General features: G+C 38.4%; 22 protein-coding genes, 1 tRNA gene, 2 rRNA genes, 1 other RNA gene and 1 other annotated feature (2 of these 27 only partly in view). Of the genes, 8 read left to right on the top strand and 18 right to left on the bottom strand.

Features of this window, described 5'->3' with window-relative positions:
• From NSS81_RS12370 to tadA, 7 genes are all read right to left on the bottom strand, one after another.
• Window positions 1-93, bottom strand: the beginning of a protein-coding gene (locus NSS81_RS12370) for a pro-sigmaK processing inhibitor BofA family protein (protein WP_342433785.1). Its footprint begins 171 nt before the window's first position; 93 of the gene's 264 nt are visible here — the first part of the coding sequence; the start codon lies at window positions 91-93; the stop codon falls past the left edge of the window.
• Between the two features lie 85 nt (window positions 94-178).
• Window positions 179-397 (bottom strand): YaaL family protein, encoded by a 219-nt coding sequence (locus NSS81_RS12365; protein ID WP_342433784.1) that lies wholly within the window; start codon window positions 395-397, stop codon window positions 179-181.
• 20 nt (window positions 398-417) lie between these two features.
• Window positions 418-1,014, bottom strand: coding sequence for a recombination mediator RecR (gene recR, locus NSS81_RS12360; RefSeq protein ID WP_342433783.1), 597 nt, complete (start codon window positions 1,012-1,014; stop codon window positions 418-420).
• Between the two features lie 18 nt (window positions 1,015-1,032).
• Window positions 1,033-1,353, bottom strand: a complete 321-nt coding sequence (locus NSS81_RS12355; RefSeq protein ID WP_342433782.1) for a YbaB/EbfC family nucleoid-associated protein — start codon at window positions 1,351-1,353, stop codon at window positions 1,033-1,035.
• Between the two features lie 20 nt (window positions 1,354-1,373).
• Window positions 1,374-3,059 (bottom strand): DNA polymerase III subunit gamma/tau, encoded by a 1,686-nt coding sequence (dnaX, locus tag NSS81_RS12350; protein ID WP_342433781.1) that lies wholly within the window; start codon window positions 3,057-3,059, stop codon window positions 1,374-1,376.
• A gap of 135 nt (window positions 3,060-3,194) precedes the next feature.
• Window positions 3,195-3,459: signal recognition particle sRNA large type (ffs, locus tag NSS81_RS12345), an RNA gene on the bottom strand.
• Between the two features lie 92 nt (window positions 3,460-3,551).
• Window positions 3,552-4,064, bottom strand: coding sequence for a tRNA adenosine(34) deaminase TadA (gene tadA, locus NSS81_RS12340; RefSeq protein WP_342433780.1), 513 nt, complete (start codon window positions 4,062-4,064; stop codon window positions 3,552-3,554).
• 137 nt (window positions 4,065-4,201) lie between these two features.
• Here tadA and NSS81_RS12335 point away from each other — a divergent pair, with 137 nt between their 5' ends.
• The 3 genes from NSS81_RS12335 (at window position 4,202) to NSS81_RS12325 (ending at window position 7,084) form a co-directional block, all read left to right on the top strand.
• Window positions 4,202-5,488 carry a glycoside hydrolase family 18 protein gene (locus tag NSS81_RS12335; RefSeq protein WP_342433779.1) on the top strand — a complete coding sequence of 429 codons (1,287 nt, stop codon included), beginning with the start codon at window positions 4,202-4,204 and terminating at the stop codon, window positions 5,486-5,488.
• A gap of 236 nt (window positions 5,489-5,724) precedes the next feature.
• Window positions 5,725-6,372, top strand: coding sequence for a deoxynucleoside kinase (locus NSS81_RS12330; protein WP_342433778.1), 648 nt, complete (start codon window positions 5,725-5,727; stop codon window positions 6,370-6,372).
• 10 nt (window positions 6,373-6,382) lie between these two features.
• The gene (locus tag NSS81_RS12325) at window positions 6,383-7,084 is read left to right on the top strand and encodes a deoxynucleoside kinase (RefSeq protein ID WP_342433777.1); all 702 of its coding nucleotides are present in this window, start codon (window positions 6,383-6,385) and stop codon (window positions 7,082-7,084) included.
• 180 nt (window positions 7,085-7,264) lie between these two features.
• Here the strand turns inward: NSS81_RS12325 and NSS81_RS12320 are convergent.
• The 6 genes from NSS81_RS12320 to NSS81_RS12295 all read right to left on the bottom strand — a co-directional run bounded on the left by NSS81_RS12320 (window position 7,265) and on the right by NSS81_RS12295 (window position 13,075).
• Window positions 7,265-7,357: transfer RNA gene (locus NSS81_RS12320), tRNA-Ser, on the bottom strand.
• Between the two features lie 86 nt (window positions 7,358-7,443).
• Window positions 7,444-8,721 carry a serine--tRNA ligase gene (gene serS, locus NSS81_RS12315; RefSeq protein WP_342433776.1) on the bottom strand — a complete coding sequence of 426 codons (1,278 nt, stop codon included), beginning with the start codon at window positions 8,719-8,721 and terminating at the stop codon, window positions 7,444-7,446.
• A 93-nt stretch (window positions 8,722-8,814) separates the two neighbouring features.
• Window positions 8,815-9,039: a binding site (T-box leader), on the bottom strand.
• A 49-nt stretch (window positions 9,040-9,088) separates the two neighbouring features.
• Window positions 9,089-9,679: a pyridoxal 5'-phosphate synthase glutaminase subunit PdxT gene (gene pdxT, locus NSS81_RS12310; protein ID WP_342433775.1), complete on the bottom strand. Its 591-nt coding sequence runs from the start codon at window positions 9,677-9,679 to the stop codon at window positions 9,089-9,091.
• Window positions 9,680-9,690: 11 nt separating this feature from the next.
• On the bottom strand, window positions 9,691-10,572 hold the full coding sequence (gene pdxS, locus NSS81_RS12305; RefSeq protein ID WP_342433774.1) for a pyridoxal 5'-phosphate synthase lyase subunit PdxS: 882 nt from the start codon (window positions 10,570-10,572) through the stop codon (window positions 9,691-9,693).
• Window positions 10,573-10,731: 159 nt separating this feature from the next.
• A complete protein-coding gene (locus tag NSS81_RS12300; RefSeq protein WP_342433773.1) occupies window positions 10,732-12,102 on the bottom strand; it encodes a serine hydrolase in 1,371 nt (456 codons plus the stop codon).
• A gap of 199 nt (window positions 12,103-12,301) precedes the next feature.
• The gene (locus NSS81_RS12295) at window positions 12,302-13,075 is read right to left on the bottom strand and encodes a sulfotransferase (protein ID WP_342433772.1); all 774 of its coding nucleotides are present in this window, start codon (window positions 13,073-13,075) and stop codon (window positions 12,302-12,304) included.
• A gap of 285 nt (window positions 13,076-13,360) precedes the next feature.
• Here NSS81_RS12295 and NSS81_RS12290 point away from each other — a divergent pair, with 285 nt between their 5' ends.
• Window positions 13,361-14,134, top strand: a complete 774-nt coding sequence (locus NSS81_RS12290; RefSeq protein WP_342433771.1) for a glycosyltransferase family 8 protein — start codon at window positions 13,361-13,363, stop codon at window positions 14,132-14,134.
• 94 nt (window positions 14,135-14,228) lie between these two features.
• On the opposite strand, the gene NSS81_RS12285 is transcribed toward NSS81_RS12290, so the two are convergent.
• Together NSS81_RS12285 and NSS81_RS12280 are read right to left on the bottom strand one after the other, a co-directional pair.
• Window positions 14,229-14,897, bottom strand: a complete 669-nt coding sequence (locus NSS81_RS12285; protein WP_342433770.1) for a glycosyltransferase — start codon at window positions 14,895-14,897, stop codon at window positions 14,229-14,231.
• Between the two features lie 41 nt (window positions 14,898-14,938).
• On the bottom strand, window positions 14,939-15,703 hold the full coding sequence (locus tag NSS81_RS12280; protein WP_342433769.1) for a sulfite exporter TauE/SafE family protein: 765 nt from the start codon (window positions 15,701-15,703) through the stop codon (window positions 14,939-14,941).
• 301 nt (window positions 15,704-16,004) lie between these two features.
• Here NSS81_RS12280 and cysC point away from each other — a divergent pair, with 301 nt between their 5' ends.
• The 3 genes from cysC to NSS81_RS12265 all read left to right on the top strand — a co-directional run bounded on the left by cysC (window position 16,005) and on the right by NSS81_RS12265 (window position 18,623).
• The gene (gene cysC / locus NSS81_RS12275; protein ID WP_342434009.1) at window positions 16,005-16,616 is read left to right on the top strand and encodes an adenylyl-sulfate kinase; all 612 of its coding nucleotides are present in this window, start codon (window positions 16,005-16,007) and stop codon (window positions 16,614-16,616) included.
• A 6-nt stretch (window positions 16,617-16,622) separates the two neighbouring features.
• Entirely contained in the window at window positions 16,623-17,762 is a 1,140-nt protein-coding gene (gene sat / locus NSS81_RS12270) for a sulfate adenylyltransferase (RefSeq protein WP_342433768.1), read from the top strand.
• 144 nt (window positions 17,763-17,906) lie between these two features.
• On the top strand, window positions 17,907-18,623 hold the full coding sequence (locus tag NSS81_RS12265) for a glycosyltransferase family A protein (protein ID WP_342433767.1): 717 nt from the start codon (window positions 17,907-17,909) through the stop codon (window positions 18,621-18,623).
• Between the two features lie 84 nt (window positions 18,624-18,707).
• On the opposite strand, the gene guaB is transcribed toward NSS81_RS12265, so the two are convergent.
• Complete coding sequence (gene guaB, locus NSS81_RS12260) at window positions 18,708-20,174, bottom strand: IMP dehydrogenase (RefSeq protein ID WP_342433766.1); 1,467 nt, start codon at window positions 20,172-20,174, stop codon at window positions 18,708-18,710.
• Between the two features lie 109 nt (window positions 20,175-20,283).
• Here guaB and NSS81_RS12255 point away from each other — a divergent pair, with 109 nt between their 5' ends.
• Window positions 20,284-21,228, top strand: a complete 945-nt coding sequence (locus NSS81_RS12255) for a YaaC family protein (RefSeq protein ID WP_342433765.1) — start codon at window positions 20,284-20,286, stop codon at window positions 21,226-21,228.
• A gap of 826 nt (window positions 21,229-22,054) precedes the next feature.
• On the opposite strand, the gene rrf is transcribed toward NSS81_RS12255, so the two are convergent.
• Both rrf and NSS81_RS12245 read right to left on the bottom strand, forming a co-directional pair.
• A 5S ribosomal RNA gene (gene rrf, locus NSS81_RS12250) occupies window positions 22,055-22,171 on the bottom strand.
• 82 nt (window positions 22,172-22,253) lie between these two features.
• Window positions 22,254-22,500: ribosomal RNA gene (locus tag NSS81_RS12245) — 23S ribosomal RNA — on the bottom strand (it continues 2,691 nt past the right edge of the window).

The following is a 22,500-nucleotide window of genomic DNA, read 5'->3' as shown; positions in this document are numbered from 1 at the left end:
GCCAAAGAACCGAGCTGGCTTAAAAGGAGCCCCAAAGAGTAATAAGATAACAATAAGCCCGCCTAAAACCGAAACAACTATGATGGGTTCCAAAAAAGCTATCCCCTTCCAATCCTTTTTACTAACAACATATGTACAAGTTGTCAGTAATAGAACTGGGAAAGCAATAGCTTGTCGGTTATCTTTTAATACTCACATTTCTTTGTTTTGCTTCCTTTAATAGAAAGTAGTACTTTACTTGAGCAACTTTTGTCTGACAAATAGCTTCCTCAGAGGCATCGAAGCTTCTATCTAATAATTGTTTTTGCTTTTGCCAATGCTCTTTATTATTATTTAACTGGGTTAAGAGTTTTTCATCAAACTCTTTCCGCAGCCATCCTTTACGCCGAAAAAACATAGTCATTCCCCCGGTAGAGTTTATAATACCCTTCGGCCTTCTATCGCTTTTGATAAGGTAACCTCATCCGCATATTCAAGATCCCCACCCACAGGAAGTCCGTGGGCAATTCTAGTAACTTTAATCCCTGATGGCTTCAGTAACCGCGAAATATACATTGCGGTAGCTTCGCCTTCAATATTAGGATTCGTCGCTAGAATTACTTCTTGCACGGTTTCATCCTGAAGTCGTTTTAACAAATCAGGAATATTAATATCCTCTGGACCTATTCCATCCATCGGCGAGATAGCCCCGTGTAATACATGGTATAAACCAGTATAATCCTTCATCTTTTCCATAGCGATTACGTCCTTAGGATCTTGGAGGACACAGATAATACTCTTATCCCTTCGCTGGTCTTCACATATATAACAAGGATCTTTATCTGTAATATGCCCGCAAACAGTACAAAACGACAGGTTTCTCTTTGCATTTACAAGTGCTTTCGCAAAATCAAGCACGGTATCTTCTTTCATACTTAAGACAAAAAAGGCCAGACGAGCGGCCGTTTTTGGCCCGATACCCGGCAGCTTCATAAAGCTGTCAATTAACTTAGAAATCGGTTCCGGATAATGCATTTTTTTCTTATTCCTTTCCTAGAAAGGGAGATTCATTCCTTTTGTAAATTGCCCCATCGTATTGTTTGTTAAATCATCAGCCTTCTTAAGTGCATCATTGGTTGCTGCAAGGACAAGATCCTGGAGCATTTCAACATCATCAGGGTCAACTGCTTCTGGGTTAATTCTAACGTCAACAACCTCTTTATGTCCTGTTACAACAACAGTAACCATACCGCCACCAGCTGTTCCCTCAATCTTTTCTTCACCTAGTTTTTCTTGTGCTTCTGCCATCTTTTTTTGCATCTTTTGCATTTGCTTCATCATATTTTGCATATTTCCATTTCCACCACGCATCATTTTCCATTACCTCCACTTTATTAGTCAATTATTTCTACAAACTCAGCACCAAACAAATTTTTCGCCTCAGCTATATGAGGTTCTTCCTCTGGTTTAGAAACCGATGCTTCCCCTTCATCTGTATGCTGGTTGCTTAAGAAACTTTCTCGGATAGATAACCAATTCTCTTCAGGTACACCTAACATCAGATACCTATTTCCCGTCAATTCCAGCAGTGCTTGTGTAACTGTTTCAATAAAACGGTTATTATCCATAGCCATTTGGCAATGAATTTCATGTTTAAACTTTAAAATAAAGGTATTTTCTGAAGCAGCAACTGGCTCTGCCTCATTTAACAAGGCAGCATGCGACTTCATTAGTTTCGCCAGCATTTCGCCCCATTTACCTTTTATTTGATTTAAGTTGTTCTTTGTCGCACTCTTTAATACTTCATTAATTTTGCCTACTTGAGGCTGGAAGCCCTTCCTCGAGGTTCTTGGAGCAGACTTCTGCACCTGTGATGGGGCTTCCTGTGCTACTGCTAAACCATGAACCTTTAATTGCTGGATGTCATGCTCCAGTTGCTCAATTTTTGAAAGCAGCTGATTGATTTGCCCTGATGGAGCTTGTTCTGTCTGCTTTGTTTCTGTTTGGCACAGCTTAACAATTGCAACCTCCAGAAAAATCCTCGGATGGTTTGTCCAGCGCATATCTTGTTGTGTTTTGTTTAGTAAATCTATAAGCTGATAAATTTGTTCATACGGAACTTTTTCAGCCATGTCACGAAATTCATTATCAAGCAACACTCTTTCAAGTGATTCCTCTAAATTTGGCGCAGTTTTATAAAGCAGCATATCCCGATAATAAAAAATAAAATCTTCAATAAATCGAGAGGGATCCTTACCATGAAACAATAGCTCATCTAACGCTTCTAAGCCGCTTGCGACATCCTTTTCCTCAACCGCTTTTGCAAGCTTGTTTAAAAATCCTTGTGAGACCGCACCTGTGACTGTCAACGCATCATCAACCGTTACACGGTCCTGGCTGAAGGAGATTGCTTGATCCAAAAGACTTAGTGCATCACGCATCCCACCATCTGCCGCTCTGGCAATCATTTTCAAGGCGTCCTCATCACAATCAATCTTCGTCTCCTCAATGATTAACTTCATCCGATCAACGATAGATTGAGCTGTGATGCGTCTAAAATCAAAGCGTTGACACCGTGAAATGATGGTTAGTGGGATTTTATGAGGCTCTGTTGTCGCCAAAATAAAGATGACATGCTTTGGTGGTTCCTCTAAGGTTTTCAACAAAGCATTAAATGCGCTAATTGAGAGCATATGTACTTCATCAATGATATAGACCTTGTAGTTAACCGAGGTTGGAGCGAACCTCACTTTATCTAGAACATCTCTCATTTCTTCCACCCGAGAGTTGGAGGCAGCATCAAATTCAAGAACATCTGAAATCGAGCCATTTGTTATCCCTTTACATGATGCACACTCATTACACGGTTCTAGATTAGGACCATGTTCACAGTTAACTGCTTTTGCTAATATTTTTGCCGCACTTGTTTTACCTGTTCCTCTTGGCCCAGAGAATAAATAGGCATGGGAAATTTTTTGTTGAAGCAGGGCGTTTTGCAATGTCTTAGTCACATGTTCTTGTCCTACTACATCAATAAATTGCTGAGGACGCCAAACACGATATAATGCCTGATAAGCCATAAACGATTGCCCCCTTCAAATTTTTCATCCTTATCATTATAACGTATTCATATTCCTTTTTCCAAAAATGAATGAAAATTGTATAACAAAAAACTCACCCGTAAACTAGGGTGAGTTTGATTTTAATATAAACTGCCGTGCACCTTCCGTCGACTGACACCCATAGGCGCTACTTAAGCAGTTAGCTCGACCCAGGTAACCCTGCGGCACATGGGAGCGTCCACTTAATGCTGCTTCCTTCCGGACCTGACATGGTTCATGGATTCCCATTGCGCAGGACCCGGGTGTCAACACCACTTACTTAAGGCAGACCCTACAGGATATCAGCCTCGGGAAGGGATTCAGTCTCGCTAGAGCGGATTGCGAGTACAGGGCACCGCTACCTCCCCACCTAGCACGGCAAAGTTGATACCAAATTTTCAGGCGCCATATTTGACGCCTTTTTAGTATACTAATAAACTCGAAAAAAATCAATCTTTATCAGATGTAAATTTATGTAAATTTTTCTGGTGTTAGTGATGCTTCCTTTCTCTTCTTTTTTTCATTTTTCCTTATTTCTCGTATTTTACGAAAAAAATCTGAAAGCAGTTGGCTGCACTCTATCTCAAGCACTCCCTTTGTGACCTCGCTCTGATGATTGAACCTTTGGTCCCCTAGCAGATTCATAAATGTTCCTGCACATCCGCCCTTTGGATCAACTGCTCCATATACAACCCGTTTTACCCTTGATAAAATAATCGCACCGGAACACATCGGACAGGGCTCAAGTGTAACGTAAAGAGTGGCATTCTCTAACCGCCAATTGTTCAATTTCTTACAAGCAAGATCAATGGCCAATAATTCTGCATGGGCAATTGCACTTTGGTTACTTTCCCGTAAATTGTGGGCTTTAGAAATAATTTTTCCATCAATTACAATAACCGCACCAATAGGTACCTCATTTAACTCCTCAGCCTTTTTTGCTTCCTTAATCGCTTCTTTCATATAAAATTCATCTAGATTCATTTCCGCTTCCATAATCCTACCGTTCCCTTCGTACAGAAAGTTAAAACGTCAGCTTTTCCTTTTTTCATAATTTTAACATGGATTTCCTTCCTCATTCATAGAATAGATGTAGTGTATTGGCTTAGGAGGGGAATAAAATGCAAATTCACGTGATTCAAAGGAATGATTCATTAACTACGATTGCTAGGGCCTATCAGACGACGGTTAATGATCTTATTGAAGCAAATGATATCCCCAACCCAAATCAGCTTGTCATTGGGCAATCACTTGTCATTCCAATCATAGGAAGCTTTTATTATGTACAGCCTGGTGACAGTCTATGGTCTATCGGTCAAAAAGTAGGTGTTCCCTATCAACAAATCGCAACGGTAAACCGAATTTCTGTCAATCAACCACTTAATGTAGGATTTCGTCTTTATATTCCGCAAAGGCCAAAAAGAAATGCAGAGTTTAATGCCTATGTTGAGCCGCGCGGTACAACGGTTGCTCCTAACCTAGAAACCAGCGCACGTGAAGCAGCACCATATTTAACCTATCTAGCGCCCTTCAGCTTCACAGTCCTTCGTGACGGTTCTTTAAAAGAACCACTACTGAATAATTTCCCAGCTATCGCCAGGGCCAATCGAAATGTCTTAATGATGGTCATCAACAACCAGGAAAATGATCAATTCAGTGACGAGTTAGGTCGAATTTTGTTAAATGATATGACCATTCAAAATCGATTTTTAGATAATGTCGTAGCGACAGCAAAAAAGTATGGCTTTAAGGATATTCATTTAGACTTTGAATTTCTGCGACCAGCAGACCGTGAAGCCTATAACAACTTTTTGAGGAAAGCAAAAGCCAGATTCCAAAGAGAGGGCTGGCTGTTATCGACTGCGCTTGCTCCTAAAACAAGTGCGACCCAAAAGGGAAAGTGGTATGAAGGTCATGATTATAAAGCCCATGGGGAAATTGTCGATTTTGTTGTCATTATGACATATGAATGGGGCTATAGTGGAGGTCCCGCAATGGCTGTGTCTCCCATAGACCAAGTTCGCAAGGTATTAGAATATGCCATTACAGAAATGCCTTCAAATAAAATTATGATGGGGCAAAATCTATATGGTTACGATTGGACATTGCCCTTTGTTCAAGGCTCAGTGGCTAAAGCTGTTAGTCCACAGCAGGCCATTGTGATTGCAGCACAGCACAATGTGGCGATTCAATATGATCCAAAAGCTCAAGCTCCTTTCTTCAAATACACCGCTGAAGATGGAAAACAGCATGAGGTTTGGTTTGAGGATGCCCGCTCTATTCAAGCAAAATTCAATTTAATTAAAGAATTGAATCTTAGAGGAATGAGTTATTGGAAGCTTGGTTTGGCATTTCCACAAAACTGGCTGTTAATTACAGAAAACTTTAATGTGACAAAACGTGCGTAAAAAATATTTTAACAAAAAACTGCCGCCATTCGGCAGTTTTTTCTTATATTCGTCATGAAAATTACTTCTTCTACATTTTCCATATCCCTTCCTTTGTTGATTATGATAAAATAATCTTTGTGTCATCAAAAGCCGAGGTAAATCAACCCAAGGCTGGACAAAAATAATAAAGGAAATAACCCTTTATTACTCGTTAAATATAGAAATTGCAGGCAGTTGGAGAAGGAGGACATGCAATGGGGTACACACCCTTTATTACCGTTGAAGGGCCGATTGGTGTAGGCAAGACATCTCTCGCAAAAGCCATATCAGAGCATTTCAATTTTGCATTATTAAGAGAGATTGTTGATGAAAATCCATTTTTAGGAAAGTTTTATGACAACATAGAGGAATGGAGTTTCCAAACGGAAATGTTTTTTCTCTGCAATCGCTATAAGCAATTAGGGGATATTAATACACATTACCTTAGCAAAAATAAGTCAGTTGTGGCTGATTACCATATTTTAAAGAATTTAATTTTTGCACAGCGTTCACTTAATTCAGACGAGTACGATAAATATTACAAAATTTATCAACTTTTAACTGTAGACATGCCACGACCGAATGTCATCATTTATCTAAATGCAAGTCTTGATACGCTGCTAAATCGAATTAAATTAAGAGGTCGAGAAGTGGAGAAAAACATTAGTCCTCTGTATTTAGAACAACTATCACTTGACTATGAGCAAACAATAACGGAATTTGAGCGTACACACCCAGAAATACCTGTTCTTCGCTTTAACGGTGATGAATTAGATTTTGTACAAAATGAAGAGGATTTAGACTTTATTATAAAAAAGCTTGCCCACTCGTTAAAGAACAACAGCACGACAAACACGATATAGAAATTGGGGGATGTTAGTGAGTATCGTTATTGGTGGTATGATTGGTTTAGGAAAAACAAGTGTGGCTGATACATTGAATGCACACTTTCAAAGAAATGGGATAGACAGTAAGGTTTTTTACGAAGAGGTTGATGATAACCCAATTCTTCCGCTTTACTATGAATTAACGCCGGAAGAATTAGACGCAAGGAGAATTCCTTTCCTCCTCCAATTGTTTTTCTTAAATAAACGCTTTAAAACCGTAAAAGACTGTGTTAGCTGGAAAGAGCCTATCTACACGATTCAAGATCGTTCCATCTACGAAGATTGGTATTTTGCTTATGTGAATAAGAACTTAGGCAGAATCTCTGAGCTTGAATTTAAAATTTATGAAGATCTAGTTGAAAATATGATGGAAGAGCTAAAAGAGCTTCCTAAAAAAGCCCCTGACTTAATGGTGTATCTGAAAGGTTCTTTTGATACTGTCATTGATCGCATCATGGCTCGCGGAAGAAGCTTTGAAATAAACCCTGAGCTGAAAGAGTATTATTTTGAGGTCTGGAAGGGTTATGACGAGTGGGTTATTAATAATTACAATGCAAGTGAAGTTTTAATTATTGATATGGATTACACGGATGTCGTAAAAAGACCAGAAGATGCAATTAGAGTTTGTAATGAAGTAGATGAAAGACTGCGTGAAATACTAAATATAGAAAAAGCACATATTGGCTAATGCCAGTATGTGCTTTTTTTTGATGCTGTTAACTAGTCTGTTGATTGGAGCTCCAAGCACTTCGCTTTCTGCTCCAATCAACATTATCCTTTAACACAGCCAAAATATAAAAAACCCATTACAATTTCTTGTAATGGGTTTATCTCCAGTTTTATGCGCATGTCATTTTAATTTATAAAATGGAGGAGGAAGAGGGATTCGAACCCCCGCGCGGTATGACCCGCCTGTCGGTTTTCAAGACCGATCCCTTCAGCCAGACTTGGGTATTCCTCCGTATCGACAAGAAATAGAATATCATATATCTATTTCACTGTCAACACATGAAAAAATCTTTTTAAAATTTTTTCACCTTATATCTATTATTGCTTAATTACTTCTTTATTACCCATATAAGGGCGTAAAACTTTAGGGATGACCACCGTACCGTCGGCCTGCTGGTAATTTTCTAATATTGCAGCGACTGTTCTGCCGACCGCAAGACCAGAGCCATTCAATGTATGAACATGTTCCGGTTTTGCCTTTGGATCACGGCGGAAGCGAATATTGGCGCGTCGTGCCTGGAAGGCCTCAAAGTTACTACAAGATGAAATTTCACGATAGGTACCATAGCTAGGGATCCAAACTTCAATGTCGTACTTTTTAGCTGCCGTAAAGCCTAAGTCACCCGTACACATGCTTAACACACGATAAGGAAGCTCTAGTAACTGCAGAACTTTTTCTGCATCATTTGTCAGCTTTTCCAGCTCATCGTATGAATCCTCTGGTTTCACGAATTTCACCAACTCAACTTTGTTAAACTGATGCTGACGAATGAGTCCTCTCGTATCACGGCCGGCAGAACCTGCTTCAGAACGGAAACATGCACTGTACGCTGCAAAACGGATCGGAAGTTCCTCTCCCTTTAGAATTTCATCACGGTGAAAATTGGTGACAGGTACCTCTGCGGTTGGTACTAAGAAGTAATCTTCACTTTCAATTAAAAAAGCATCTTCTTCGAATTTTGGCAATTGGCCTGTTCCCGTCATGCTAGCACGATTTACCAAGTATGGCGGTAATATTTCAGTATAGCCATGTTCATCCACATGGAGATCTAACATAAAGTTCATTAATGCCCGCTCTAAACGAGCACCAAGGCCTTTATAAAAAACAAAACGGCTGCCGGTAACTTTGCCCGCACGTTCAAAATCAAGAATTCCTAAATGATCAGCAACATCCCAGTGTGGTTTTGCTTCAAATTCAAAATCACGAACCTTACCCCACTGTCTGATTTCAATATTCTCCTCTTCTGTCTCACCAATTGGAACACTTTCATGAGGGATATTAGGAATACTCATAAGCAAAAGCTCTAGTGCTTCTTCTACACTGCGCAGTTCCTCATCCAATAGTTTAATTTTATCTCCAACCTCACGCATCTCTGCGATAAGGTGATCAGCATCGGCCTTATCCCGCTTTAATGCTGCAACCTGCTGTGAAACCTCATTACGTTTACTTTTCAATTGTTCCGCTTCAACGATTAAATCACGTCGACGCTGATCAAGGTCCTCAAATTTACCAAGGTCCGTTAAGTCCTCGCCGCGATATTTTAGCTTCTCTTTTACTTCTGCAAAATTAGCTCTCAAAACCTTAATATCTAACATATGTACCACTCCTTCTTGAAAATGATTTGAGCATTAAGCATTTACAGGTGCTAAAGAGTATGTCTAGAAAAGACAAAAAACTCCCGCCCCTAAAACAGGGACGAGAGTTAACCCGCGTTACCACCCTGGTTGACAGTACAAAAACTGTCCACCTTGAAAAAAATTTAACGGTTTCTACCGAAAGCACTTACTGACCCTTTTAGGGCGTTCCGCACCTTGCTCGAGGAGGGATTCACAAGCATCAACCACCGATTCACACCAGCCACCGGCTCTCTAAAGGATGAAATTCCTGATACTATTTCCTCTCATTGCTTTCACACTATATTTTCTTTTAATTTACTATAATTATCAACCGAATGCAACCAAATTATACAAGATGCCTCTTTTTTGCTTCCTTCACCATCTCTACAAAGTAGGCCGTAATGCGATGGTCATCTGTTAATTCTGGATGGAAGGAACAGCCAAGGAACTGGCCTTCACGTGCGGCAACAATGCGGTCATTATGTTTAGCAAGCACTTCCACCTCGGCACCCGCTTCAACGATATGAGGTGCCCGGATAAACACGGCTGGAAAACTTTCTGCAACATCTTTAATTGCGAGGTCGGCCTCAAAGCTGTCCCGTTGTCGTCCAAAAGAATTGCGTTCAACCGTAATGTCCATCACACCAATATGGGGCGCATTATAATCAACGATATTGTTTGCCAAAAGAATAAGTCCCGCGCATGTGCCAAACATAGGCTTTCCATCGGCAGCAAATTCTTTTAAAGCATCCATAAAATCATATTTATCGATTAAGCGCCTCATTGCTGTACTTTCACCGCCAGGCAGGATCAGACCATCTACCTCTTTTAACTCTTCTTTTCTCTTAATGGCTATAGCCTCTACTCCACATTCTTCTATCGAACGAATATGCTCGCGGACTGCACCCTGTAAGGCAAGAACTCCTATTTTCACCATAATAATTCTCCTTACCAGCCACGGTCCTGCATACGTGATCCTGGTGCAATAGAAGAGATTTCAATCCCCTTCATTGGTGCACCAAGGTTCTTTGAAAGCTCTGCAATCAATTTATAATCTTGATAATGTGTAGTAGCTTCAACAATTGCTCTAGCAAACTTAAAAGGATTATCAGATTTAAAAACGCCAGAACCGACGAATACTCCGTCTGCACCTAATTGCATCATAAGTGCTGCATCAGAAGGTGTTGCTACACCGCCGGCAGCAAAATTTACAACTGGAAGTTTACCTAGACGTTTAATTTCAAGAAGAATTTCATAAGGGGCACCTAATAGTTTTGCCTCCGTCATCAATTCATCCTCGTTCATTGCTACTACTTTACGAACCTGTGCATTTACTTTACGCATATGTCTAACAGCTTCTACGATATTGCCTGTTCCTGGTTCACCTTTTGTACGGAGCATAGAAGCACCTTCGCCAATTCTACGTGCAGCCTCACCAAGGTCACGGCAGCCACAGACGAAAGGAACAGTATAATCCCTTTTATTTAAGTGGAACTCTTCATCAGCAGGTGTTAGAACTTCGCTTTCATCAATATAATCCACACCCATTGCTTCTAATACACGTGCTTCCACGATATGTCCAATCCTTGCTTTTGCCATAACAGGAATAGAAACAGCCTTCAGGATTTCTTCAGTAAGTCTTGGATCAGCCATTCTAGCTACTCCACCGGCTGCGCGTATATCAGAAGGTACTCGTTCCAGTGCCATTACCGCAACAGCGCCGGCCTCTTCAGCAATTTTCGCTTGCTCTCCATTGACAACATCCATAATGACGCCGCCTTTTTGCATTTCTGCCATTCCACGCTTTACTCGATCTGTACCTGTTTTCATTGTAAATCCCCCTAGTCATTTCACTATTATAAATATCAATTTATCTACGTCTTTAGGAAATTCACCCAATTTAGTGAAAAATTCGACTGTTCCTATAGGATTATTAAAGCAACAAAAAAGAGTTCCTGTCAAGACAAGAACCCTTTGTTAATTATTCCCTTAGAACCAACCCTTCACGGTTGATGAAATTCCACCCCAAAGATCTCCAAAGAAATGACCGATGCCTCTCATCATAAGCACGAACCAATTTGACTTTTCAACATCTTCGGCTGCGATAACATCAACACGCATTTTATTTTGTCCTTCTTCACTAACAAAACCAAGTTTATCAGCATTTTTAGCTTCAATTGTTAAATAGCCAACCTTCTCACCTTTTTTTACTGGCGCAGTTAGTTCACCATTTTTATTTATTTTCTCTTTATCTAATACTAAAACGGGTTGGTAGTTTCCTTCCTCCCCAGACGATACCACTAAATTAACTGCCTCTTTTGTATATATTTTTACCTGTTTTTCTTTTCCTTTGATCACTGGTACGGTTTTACTGTCCTTAACTTGGAAATGCTTCGGTACAATTTCCTTCTTAGCAAAATTATTAAAAGCATAATCCATGATTTTTCTTGTTTCGATAAAACGTTGGCTTTGAGACGAAGTATTCATAACAACCGAAATAAATCTTTGACCATTTCTTTCAGCTGTTCCGGTAAAATTGAATCCTGCAAAAAGAGTTGAGCCTGTTTTTAGGCCATCCATGCCTTCATAAACAAATTGTTGATAATTCGGGTAATCCTTCGCAAGATCCTTATACCCATCTAGTGACCAATTCCAGTTATCCATAACAAATTCATCTCTTGTACCTTTTGCAAAAATCGCTTCAGGGATACTAGAAGTCTCTAATACCTCAGGGAAATCCTTTATTAGGTGATAAGCCAATGCAGCCACGTCATTCGCAGACATAACATTTTCCTCATCAGGGTCACCAACTACTTCAGGAAAGTGCTTTAGCATTTCACGATTATTTAAACCTGTAGAGTTTACAAACTTATATTGCTCCAAGCCAAGTTCTTTTGCTTTTTCATTCATCATTTTTACAAAGTTCGCTTCAGTTCCGGCAATAACCTCAGCAATAGCAATTGTTGCAGCGTTTGCTGATTCAATAGCCATTGCAGCATAAAGATCTTTTACCGTATAACTTTCTTCCACACGCAAATAAACATTACTTAATTCTTCATCATGAGACATTTTTGAAAGTTCAGGGGAAACCGTGTACTTTTGATCCCATTTAACTTTTCCTTCTTTTATTGCCTCTAACGTAATATATTCTGTCATCATTTTCGTCATACTTGCGATACCCAGTACTGTTTTGGAATTCTCCTCATAAAGAATCTTGCCAGTCTCTGCATCAACAAGGATTGCAGCCGACGCATTTATATCAATAGGCTCTGCAGCGGTTACTGGGTTCTGAATACTGCCTATCATCAGTAAAAACACTAATAAACTAACTAGATATTTTTGCTTAAAACATTTCTTCACTCTTAGCCCTCCAAGTCTTATTTACACCCTCGTTATTTTAACATAGTTCTATTCCCCAGAATAGACATAGTATCTGCCTATTTTTATTTTTGCACATAGGATTTTTGGCACACTATTTTAATTTTCCTAGGTTATAATTTGCTTATTGCTGTTTTATACTTTCATAAAAAAAGGCTGTCTAACACGAGGTTAGCAGCCTTTAAGTATTTTGGTCTACAGAATAGTTTAATTGTTTCATCACGTCCCTACACCGGTTTTCAATTATTCTTCGTTCATTAGGGCCACACGTCCCCTTTTTAACAGGTCCGGATATTTTAACATTTAGTACGCTATTTAATTCTTCAATCGTGATCTCAGCTACATCTAAGATCACATTTAAGGTTTCTGGTTTTCTCTCAATAATGTCTTCATATTTAACAAGGTATGCATTAGGATCATTATTGGAAAAATCTATATAATTGGATACATGATTTGTCCATCTCTGTGTGAACCTGATTAGGGAGTTATTGTAAAATGCTCTTCTAAAACCTATATCATGGCTTTTCCATACATCTCTAGGATCACGGACAAGTAATATAATCTTGGCATCTGGGTAGCATTTCCTGAATAATTCCAGTTCATTTCGACTGTATCGTACTTCTTTAAAACCAATAATATCATGGGTATTACTATGTTCTGCATATAAATTATCTAAAAAAGCTTTCACAGATTGGTGAAAGGCATTATCAATAACTTCATTGGATGGATTCATAGAGGCAATCCAATTGGATGAATTCTCATTAGTATTAAAATAAATACTCCGCTGGTTTTTAAATTTGCTTGAGTAATCATTTAGCTTTTTTTTGATTTTACAAAAATCTGATAAAACTCCATTATGCTCTCCCCAAATTAAAGTTTCCGTTCTTGCATTAAAAATTCGCTGTAACATTGTTGATCCTGAACGGTGTGTAGCTGCGGAAATCAAAATATCCATTATTCCACTCCTCGAATATTAGTAGTAAGAGATCTTTCTAGAAGATTCCCCTCATTTATTTTTCTAATAATTTTCTTATACCTTTATATTATGAAGAATCTGTTATGACTGCTTGGACACTAACACGTCATATTGCGCTTTTAAAGGTGTTACTTAAATAAAGATAACGGCTTCATTGTTATGGCACCCTTTTTCTTCTATTACCCCGTATAGGTAATGTCCAAGCACATTATCGTTCACTTTCATATAATTATTTAACTAAACAAAACATTGGGGTGATTCAAAATGTATATTGTAACGGCAACAGATAATAGTTATGCAAAATACTTAGGAGTAATGTTACATTCACTATTGGAAAATATAGGTGAAGGAACCAACCCAAATATCTTTATTATGGAGCGAAGCCTCTCAATAAAAAATAAAATGAAACTACAAAAAATTGTGGGAAGGTATAATTTAAAAGTAGAATTCATCACAATCAACGATAATGATTACAGGTATTCTTTTCCTGAAGTCAGATATTGGCCCAGAGAAGCCTATTATCGGATTCTTATTCCGGAGCTATTAGACAAGGATATTAGTAAAGTACTTTATCTTGATTGCGATCTAATAATAAGAGAAGACATATCAAAGTTATGGAATATTAATATTGATGACTATTTCTTAGCAGGAGTTGATGAGGAAGCAGTTGATGAGACAAGGAAAGAAGCTTTATCGATACCTGCAAAGTCAATTTATTTTAATTCTGGAGTCTTATTAATCAATTTACAAAAGTGGCGGGAAAATAATATATCAAGTAAAGTTATCCAATTTATAGAAGATAATCCAACAATAATTAAATGGCCAGACCAAGATGCATTAAATGCCATCCTATATGATAAGTGCCTTAAACTGGACCCTAAATGGAATTACTCTATCGTTATTCAGAAAATGATTCATATTGATAACCCGGCCATTGTTCATTTCATCGGTCCCAATAAACTACAGAACTCAAAGCATCCATTCAAGGAAGAATATTTTAAGTACCTAAATTCTTCTCTATGGGACCAAGAAAAGTAAAAAGGTGATGATGGCATTGAAACCATCAATCACCTTTTTACTTTTTATTTCTTCGTGTAGTTTAATTGTTCCATATATACTTACACCTTCATACTTAGGGAGCCTGATTTACATGGGGAACATAATTATCCGTAATCATTATTTCAGATGAAACTCTTTCAAGATGTTCTTCAGATACTTTCCATGTATGGTCACGTATGTCCTTTCGTATATATACATAATTATATTGATTCGTTCTACAGATTTTAAACCCTTGTCTTTTTGCCTTTTTTAAAAAGATACTGTCTTCGTCGAGGTTTTTTGCTGGAAACTGAACCTTTTCAAAGACTCTTTTTCGAAACATAATAGTCCCGCCGCCTATTACATTGATAGAATTTCGGATACTCAGACTTTTTCTATTCAAAAAGTAAGTAAATAGTTGTGATTTTCCTACGATATCTGCTTGTTCTTCCTCAAATATTTGCATTGCCTGAGCTATATAATACGGAGAATAATAATCATCGTCATCAAATTTCGCAATAATATCGAAAGTTGCTTTGCTGACCGCGAAATTTAAACATTCTCCTAAGGTAATCCTTTCTGGAAGTTGGAACACAGAAATATTGGCATACTCTTTGGCTTTTATTTCCCATGGTTCAATTTCCATATCATCTCGATTAAGAATAATGATCAGTTCCTTACTCTCCCATTCTTGGAGTAAAAAATTATTAAATATATTTTCCATTTCTTTTGGTTTATTCGTAGGAGTAATAATAGTAACCAATTGGCATTTCTCCCTTCCCAAAATATCAATTAATTTTTGTACTATATGATCTTTATACCACTAATGAATAAGATAACTGCCAAAATGAATCTAAGTGGTTTTGCCGGTACCTTTGCGGAAAGATTACTACCTAATATGACCCCTGGTATTGACCCCACCAATAGATTTATCACCAGAGGAAAATTGACATTACCAAGACCTGCATGCAGGAGTCCAGCCACAGTAACTAAACCAAATGCATGAGCGATATCTGTTCCAACTACTTTCGATGTTTTTACTCGATAGATATACAACATTGCTAGTGCAAATAAAGATCCTGATCCAATGGATGTTAACCCAACAATAAACCCAAGAAAGAAGCCAATCAGAATGGTTAGCACTTTTTTCCCTTCTACTGGATTTTTCGCCACTTGGCCAGTTTCAAGATGATTACTAAAAAAATTTTGAAAAACCATTGCCGCAGATACGAAAATAAGAACATACCCAATAGAGTGCTTAATAATCAGCTCTAGATTTTCAAAATAAAAATCAAAAACCTTTAGTAAAACGATGGCAATTACTGCTCCTGGAATACTGCCAAAAGAAAAATATAAAACTAACCGGCCATTAATTGTCTTCTGTCTCCAATGCTGTATTGTTCCAAACAGTTTAGTTATGGAATTATAGAATAGGTCGGTCCCAATTGCTATAACAGGGCTTATCCCAATCAGCATTAGTAACGGAGTTAAAAGTGATGCTCCTCCAACTCCAGTCAAACCAACAAGAAAACCAACAAACACCCCCAAAATAATAATCCCTATTTCCATTTTCATTTCTCCAATCTAATCCTTTTAGGATTAAATTTTGTTTAACACTGTAAATGCTTTTATATATTATGTAAACACATGTTAAGTTGGACTAGATATTTTGCCAAAAAAATAATGTTGATCATTAAATACCTCTAGGCTTGTGCTTGTTTTCTGTTTATGCCGTCTCCATTGTATCCATTTATTCATAAACTGAATTGCACATTTAATTAGTTCCTGCATACTGTGAACAGCAATTCATATAATCGAATGGGTAAAAACATGTTTGGAAGGGGCGGAGTACTTGAATAGTAATGGTGAGATGGAGAATAATGTTTTCTGGCATGGATCAACGATTAAAAAAGAGGATTGGGAAAGACAACACGGCCATAAAAGTATAATCATTTGGTTTACAGGGCTCTCTGGCTCAGGCAAGTCAACAATAGCCAATGGACTTCAGCATAAATTATTCGAAAAAAACATTAGTGTGTACTTGTTAGATGGAGATAATCTCCGTCATGGCATAAATAAGAATCTCTCATTTTCTGCTGAGGATAGACAAGAAAACATAAGGAGAACAGCTGAAATAGGCAAACTGTTTGTGGATGCTGGAATCGTTGTAATTGCTGCGCTCATATCTCCATTTGAAAAAGAGAGGTTAAATGCAAGAGCACTTTTTAAACAAGGGGAATTTATTGAAGTTTATATCAAATGTTCACTTCAGGAGTGTGAAAACAGGGACCCGAAAGGACTTTATAAAAAAGCCAGAAAAGGGGAAATTATCCATTTTACTGGAATTGACCAGCCATATGAGGAGCCAAGGAATCCAGAAATTATTATTGATACTAATAAACTATCCATTGATAAATCCGTAGAAATCCTCTTAGATTACCTTTTTGATAAAATTCGACTTGAACTTAATATAAAGGAGTGAATAATCATGACATTAAGTACTCCTCACGGTGGCACCTTAGTAAATCACATAGACTTAAATTACAATTTTTCCTCCCATTCAACTGAAATTGAATTAGATGCAGTGGCACTTTCTGATTTAGAGTTAATTGCAAACGGAGCATACAGCCCGCTAGGTGGTTTTCTAGGAAGTGAAGATTATGAATCTGTCATACAGAACATGAGATTGGCAAATGGGATTGTTTGGAGCATCCCAATTACCCTCCCCATTTCTGAAGTGGCTGCACAGAAGCTGAGGATAGGGGAAATGGTAAAACTGACGTTTCATAATGAAACGTTCGGTGTATTAGAACTACAAGAACTATATACCCCCAATAAAAAAGCGGAAGCAGACAAGGTGTATCAAACAACAGACCCCAATCATCCCGGTGTCAAAAAACTGTTTGAACGTCCCAATGTTTATGCAGCTGGGCCAATTATATTAACAAAAATCCCAGCCAAACACCCTGATTTTAACCGCCACTACAAAACACCATTGGAAATAAGAAAAGAATTTGAAAAAAGGAATTGGAACACAGTGGTAGGTTTCCAAACGAGAAATCCTGTTCACAGAGCACATGAATATATCCAAAAAACAGCACTAGAAATCGTTGACGGCTTGTTTTTAAATCCCTTAGTTGGTGAAACAAAATCGGATGATATTCCAGCAGGCATTCGGATGAAAAGTTACGAAGTTTTACTAAAAAACTATTATCCTAATGACCGTGTATATTTAGGTGTATTTCTCGCATCCATGAGGTACGCTGGGCCCAAAGAAGCTATATTTCATGCCCTAGTTCGAAAAAATTATGGCTGTACACATTTCATCGTTGGACGAGACCATGCTGGAGTTGGTAATTATTACGGAACCTATGATGCACAAAAAATCTTTAAACAATTTAGCTTTGAAGAGATTGGCATCATGATTCTTTCTTTTGAACATAGCTTTTATTGTACAAAATGCAAAAGTATGGCTTCAAGTAAAACGTGTCCTCATGACCTAAAAGACCATTTGCATCTATCTGGTACAAAGGTCCGAGAAATGCTCCATAATGGTATTACCCCCCCACCGGAGTTTAGCCGCCCTGAAGTGATTGAAATTTTAATCAAAGGATTAAGAAATTCATAATAAAAAAGTACAAATCAACTACTTTAAAAAAAATCGGTGGTAAAAGAGGAAATACAAATCACTGCATAGTTTAATACCTAAGCATGTCTCCACAAATTGAATAGGATATAGGAGCAATACTCATTCAGAAAGGTTGGGGCATATTTGAATGATGTAACACAACAAAATAAGGACAAGGGAGTATCCATTGTTACTGTCACTAACAGACTGGAAAATATCGATAATGTTTTTTTAAGCTACGAAAATCAAATCTGGCCAGAAAAGGAACTAATCATTATTTTAAATAATGACTCAATGAATCTTCTGGAGTGGAAAGAGTTTTCAAAAAAGTATAGCCAAGTTTCCATTTATCAACTTTCAGAACATATTACGCTAGGAAGCTGTCTTAACTTTGGAGTCAATAAAGCAAAATATGGATATATAGCAAAATTTGATGATGATGACTATTATAGTTCATTGTTTTTAACTGAGGCAATGGACACGTTTGAAAATAAGAAAGCTGATGTGGTGGGGAAACGTACCTGTTATATGTATAATTCCCTGACGAATGAGCTAAGGCTCCGATTTCCCAAAAGAGAACACAAGCCAGTATCGATCCTTCAAGGAGGAACGATTATGGCAAAGAAAGAGGTAATGGAAAAGGTACCTTTTCCGAATAAGAACGTTGGTGAGGGTTTGAGCTTTACCACAAGATGTCGAGCGAAAGGCTATCGGATCTATTCCACAAGCAGAAATAATTTTGCCTATATCAGACATGGTGATGATTCACATACATGGAACCCTTCATCAAATTACTTTAATCTAACCTCAAAACGAATCACTTTTACTGATAATTTCCAAGCATATGTTACTTCAGATTAAATTCGATACTCTTAGCAGATGTTTTTTTGCTTTCATAAAAAAAGGCTGTCTAACACGAGGTTAGCAGCCTTTAAGTATTTTGGCTTAAGATAAGGAATAATTTGGTGCCTCTTTTGTAATCTGGACATCATGCGGATGACTTTCGCGTAACCCAGCACCTGTCATCCGGATAAATTGAGCCTGATTTCTTAATGCATCTAGGTCCTTCGTACCGCAATAACCCATTCCAGAACGCAATCCGCCGATTAATTGGTAAATTGTCTCTGATAATGGCCCTTTATATGGCAGGCGACCTTCGATTCCTTCAGGGACAAACTTTTTGTTATCTTCTTGGAAATAACGATCCTTTGAACCCTTTTCCATTGCAGCAACTGAGCCCATGCCACGATAAACCTTAAAGCGCCGTCCTTGGAAAATTTCCGTTTCTCCAGGACTTTCTGATACTCCAGCCAGAAGACTTCCTAACATAACAGCATGACCACCCGCTGCCAGCGCCTTAACAATATCGCCTGAGTATTTAATCCCGCCATCTGCAATAATCGCCTTACCGTGTTTACGAGCCTCTGTAGCGCAATCATAGACAGCTGTAATTTGCGGTACGCCTACGCCAGCCACGACTCTGGTTGTACAAATTGATCCAGGACCAATTCCAACCTTAACACAATCGGCACCTGCCTCAATTAAAGCCCTCGTAGCCTCCGCTGTAGCTACATTACCGGCAATAATAATTAACTCTGGAAAGCTGGCTCTAATTTCACTTACCGTATCCAGTACGCCCCTTGAATGCCCGTGTGCTGTATCAACAACGATGACATCAACATTGGCCTTTACCAGCTTCTCAACACGGAGCATCGTATCCTTGGTTACCCCGACTGCTGCACCAGCTAATAAACGACCTTGTTTGTCCTTCGCAGAGTTAGGAAATTCAATTACCTTCTCAATATCCTTTATGGTAATTAATCCCTTTAAAACACCATCATTATCCACAAGTGGTAGCTTTTCAATTTTATGTTTTTGAAGAATTTCTTCCGCTTCTTTTAATGTCGTTCCTACTGATGCAGTAATTAAACTTTCCTTTGTCATTACATCAGAAATTTTAAAAGAATAATCTTGGATAAACCTAAGATCTCTATTGGTGATGATTCCAACAAGCTTTTGCTCTTCAAAGTTATTTACGATTGGCACACCTGATATACGATATTTACCCATGAGATGCTCTGCATCATAAACTTGGTGCTCCGGTGTAAGGAAAAATGGGTCAGTGATTACGCCACTCTCAGATCTTTTCACCTTTTCTACCTGCTCTGCCTGCTGTTCAATTGTCATATTCTTATGAATGATTCCCAATCCGCCCTGTCGAGCCATTGATATTGCCATTTCTGCCTCAGTCACGGTATCCATGCCTGCACTAATAATTGGGATATTCAGTTTTACATTTTCTGATAATTCCACTTGCAAACTTACATCACGCGGCAAAACTTCCGACTTACCAGGGATCAATAATACATCATCAAACGTTAAACCTTCTTTTATAAATTTGCTCTCCCACATTTTAAATGGCCTCCAGGAAAAAATTTTTTAATTGTAGATTACCAATTGGACAAAATACTGTCAAGGATGAATATTTAATCTAATTTTTCTGAAAAAGAGGGGAACTATAGTGGCTATTCAATTTACGGGCTGGAAAAGCTATGCAAGTTTTTTTTCTGCAGACTACTGCCAGCGATTTTTAAATAACAATTATAAAAAGCGAAACCTGGATAATCCAGAACAAAAAAGCTATGAAAACTGTTATGCCTTTCTCTACTATCTGGAGCATGGCCAAATTTATTATGAGCAGGCAGAAAAATCACCGCTTATCTTAAAGCCTATTCTTTTATTTTACGGTTTTGTACACTTAATAAAGGCATGCATTCTTTCTATTGACCCAAATTACCCAGAATCCACTTCTGTTTTGGCACATGGTGTATCAACAAGAAAGCGAAAAAAGCAAAATTACCAATTCTTTCAGGACGAAGTTAAGTTTCAAAAAAATGGACTTTTTCCTTTTATATCTGAAAAACTGTTTCATATGAAACAGTTAGAAGGTGATAAAGCTTCCATGGAGGCACTGCTCCAACTTATTCCAGAATTAGATGGCTTATTTGTCTTAAATGAAGGTAAAAATACATTTATACAAATATATACACACCAGGATCATATGGCAATACCAGAAAATATATTGGATCATTATCATATGACGGAGGCAAGATTTAAGGAGTTTCTTACTTCAAAATCAAGCAATCAAATTGAATTTTTAAATGAGGGGCTGCTGTTTCAAGAAACTCCTAGTTCTTACAAGCCATGTTCACCAATCAAATATAATCTTGAAACTGACTCTTATGTATTGCCACTCAAAAAGGATGAGTTTTTTCTCTTTCCTGAGCTATTGATACATTATTTATTACTATATAACTTAAGTATGATTGCACGATATGAAACGGAATGGTGGAGTGAACTAACGAAAATGATGCCCAATAAGGACTATCCATTTATCAAATCTTTCTTAGATATAACCCAGCAAAAAGGACCTTACTTAATTTATCAGTACTTAATGAATAATTAATACAATCATCCTTAGCAGTAAGGTAAGGTTGACCCTACGGCCATCATTGGATTCCTGTCCTAATGCCGTAGGTTGGCCTCGCAGGGGCCACAAACCATGCCTTCTGGGCTTATTTCGTTATGGAACGGTTTAATCGACCCAAACTCTCTTTCCATCTTGGTTCGGTCGGTGGGGGACCTGGTTCATCGACCCAAGCTACTCGGTCTGTCTGTGTTCGGTCGATGGGGAAACACCACGGAACGCTTCATGGTGACCCTCTTTCCTTTTTTATGCGTTTTCGGTCATCATGAACACTGTCATCGGGTGTGGCCTTCTCGCCATAATTACCAGGCCTACTACACTGAATAATCTTCCTTGCGGGCCTGCGACGAGGTGAAGATTATCTTCCTCGAATATGCTTTACCGCAGGAGCAGACTTCCAATGAGCTAATGTTACATTTGACTAATTTATAAATTAATCTATTTAGAGAAAATTTTCATTCCCTCAAAACTAGATAATGCTCAAAGAAGTTAGTAAAACAAGTTCGCCTTTTAAGTAAGGTAAGGTTGACCCTACGGCCATCATTGGATTCCTGTCCTAATGCCGTAGGTTCGGCCTCGCGGGGCCACAAACCATGCCTTCTGGGCTTATTTCGTTATGGAACGGTTTAATCGACCCAAACTACTCTGTCTGTCTGTGTTCGGTTGATGGGGAAACACCATGGAACGCTTCATGGTGACCATTTTTCCTCTTTTTCAACATCTTCGGTTATCATGAATACTGTCATCCCCTTCACTCAGAATAACACAAAAAAAGAACAACCCAAATCAGGTTGTTCTTCGTTTTGCCTGGCAACGTCCTACTCTCACAGGGGCGCCTGCCCCAACTACCATCGGCGCTGAGAAGCTTAACTTCCGTGTTCGGTATGGGAACGGGTGTGGCCTTCTCGCCATAATTACCAGACTATTTAACTAGAGAAAATTCTCATTCCCTCAAAACTAGATAATGCTTGAAGAAGAAAGTAAAACAAGTTCGCCTTTTAAATATGGTTAAGTCCTCGAACGATTAGTATCAGTCAGCTCCACACGTCACCGTGCTTCCACCTCTGACCTATCAACCTGATCATCTTTCAGGGTTCTTACTAGCTTGACGCTATGGGAAATCTCATCTTGAGGGGGGCTTCATGCTTAGATGCTTTCAGCACTTATCCCGTCCGCACATAGCTACCCAGCGATGCCTTTGGCAAGACAACTGGTACACCAGCGGTGCGTCCATCCCGGTCCTCTCGTACT

The sequence above is a fragment of the Neobacillus sp. FSL H8-0543 genome (assembly GCF_038592905.1).
Lineage (GTDB): Bacteria > Bacillota > Bacilli > Bacillales > Cytobacillaceae > Neobacillus.
This window is presented reverse-complemented; position numbering and strand designations above follow the sequence as displayed.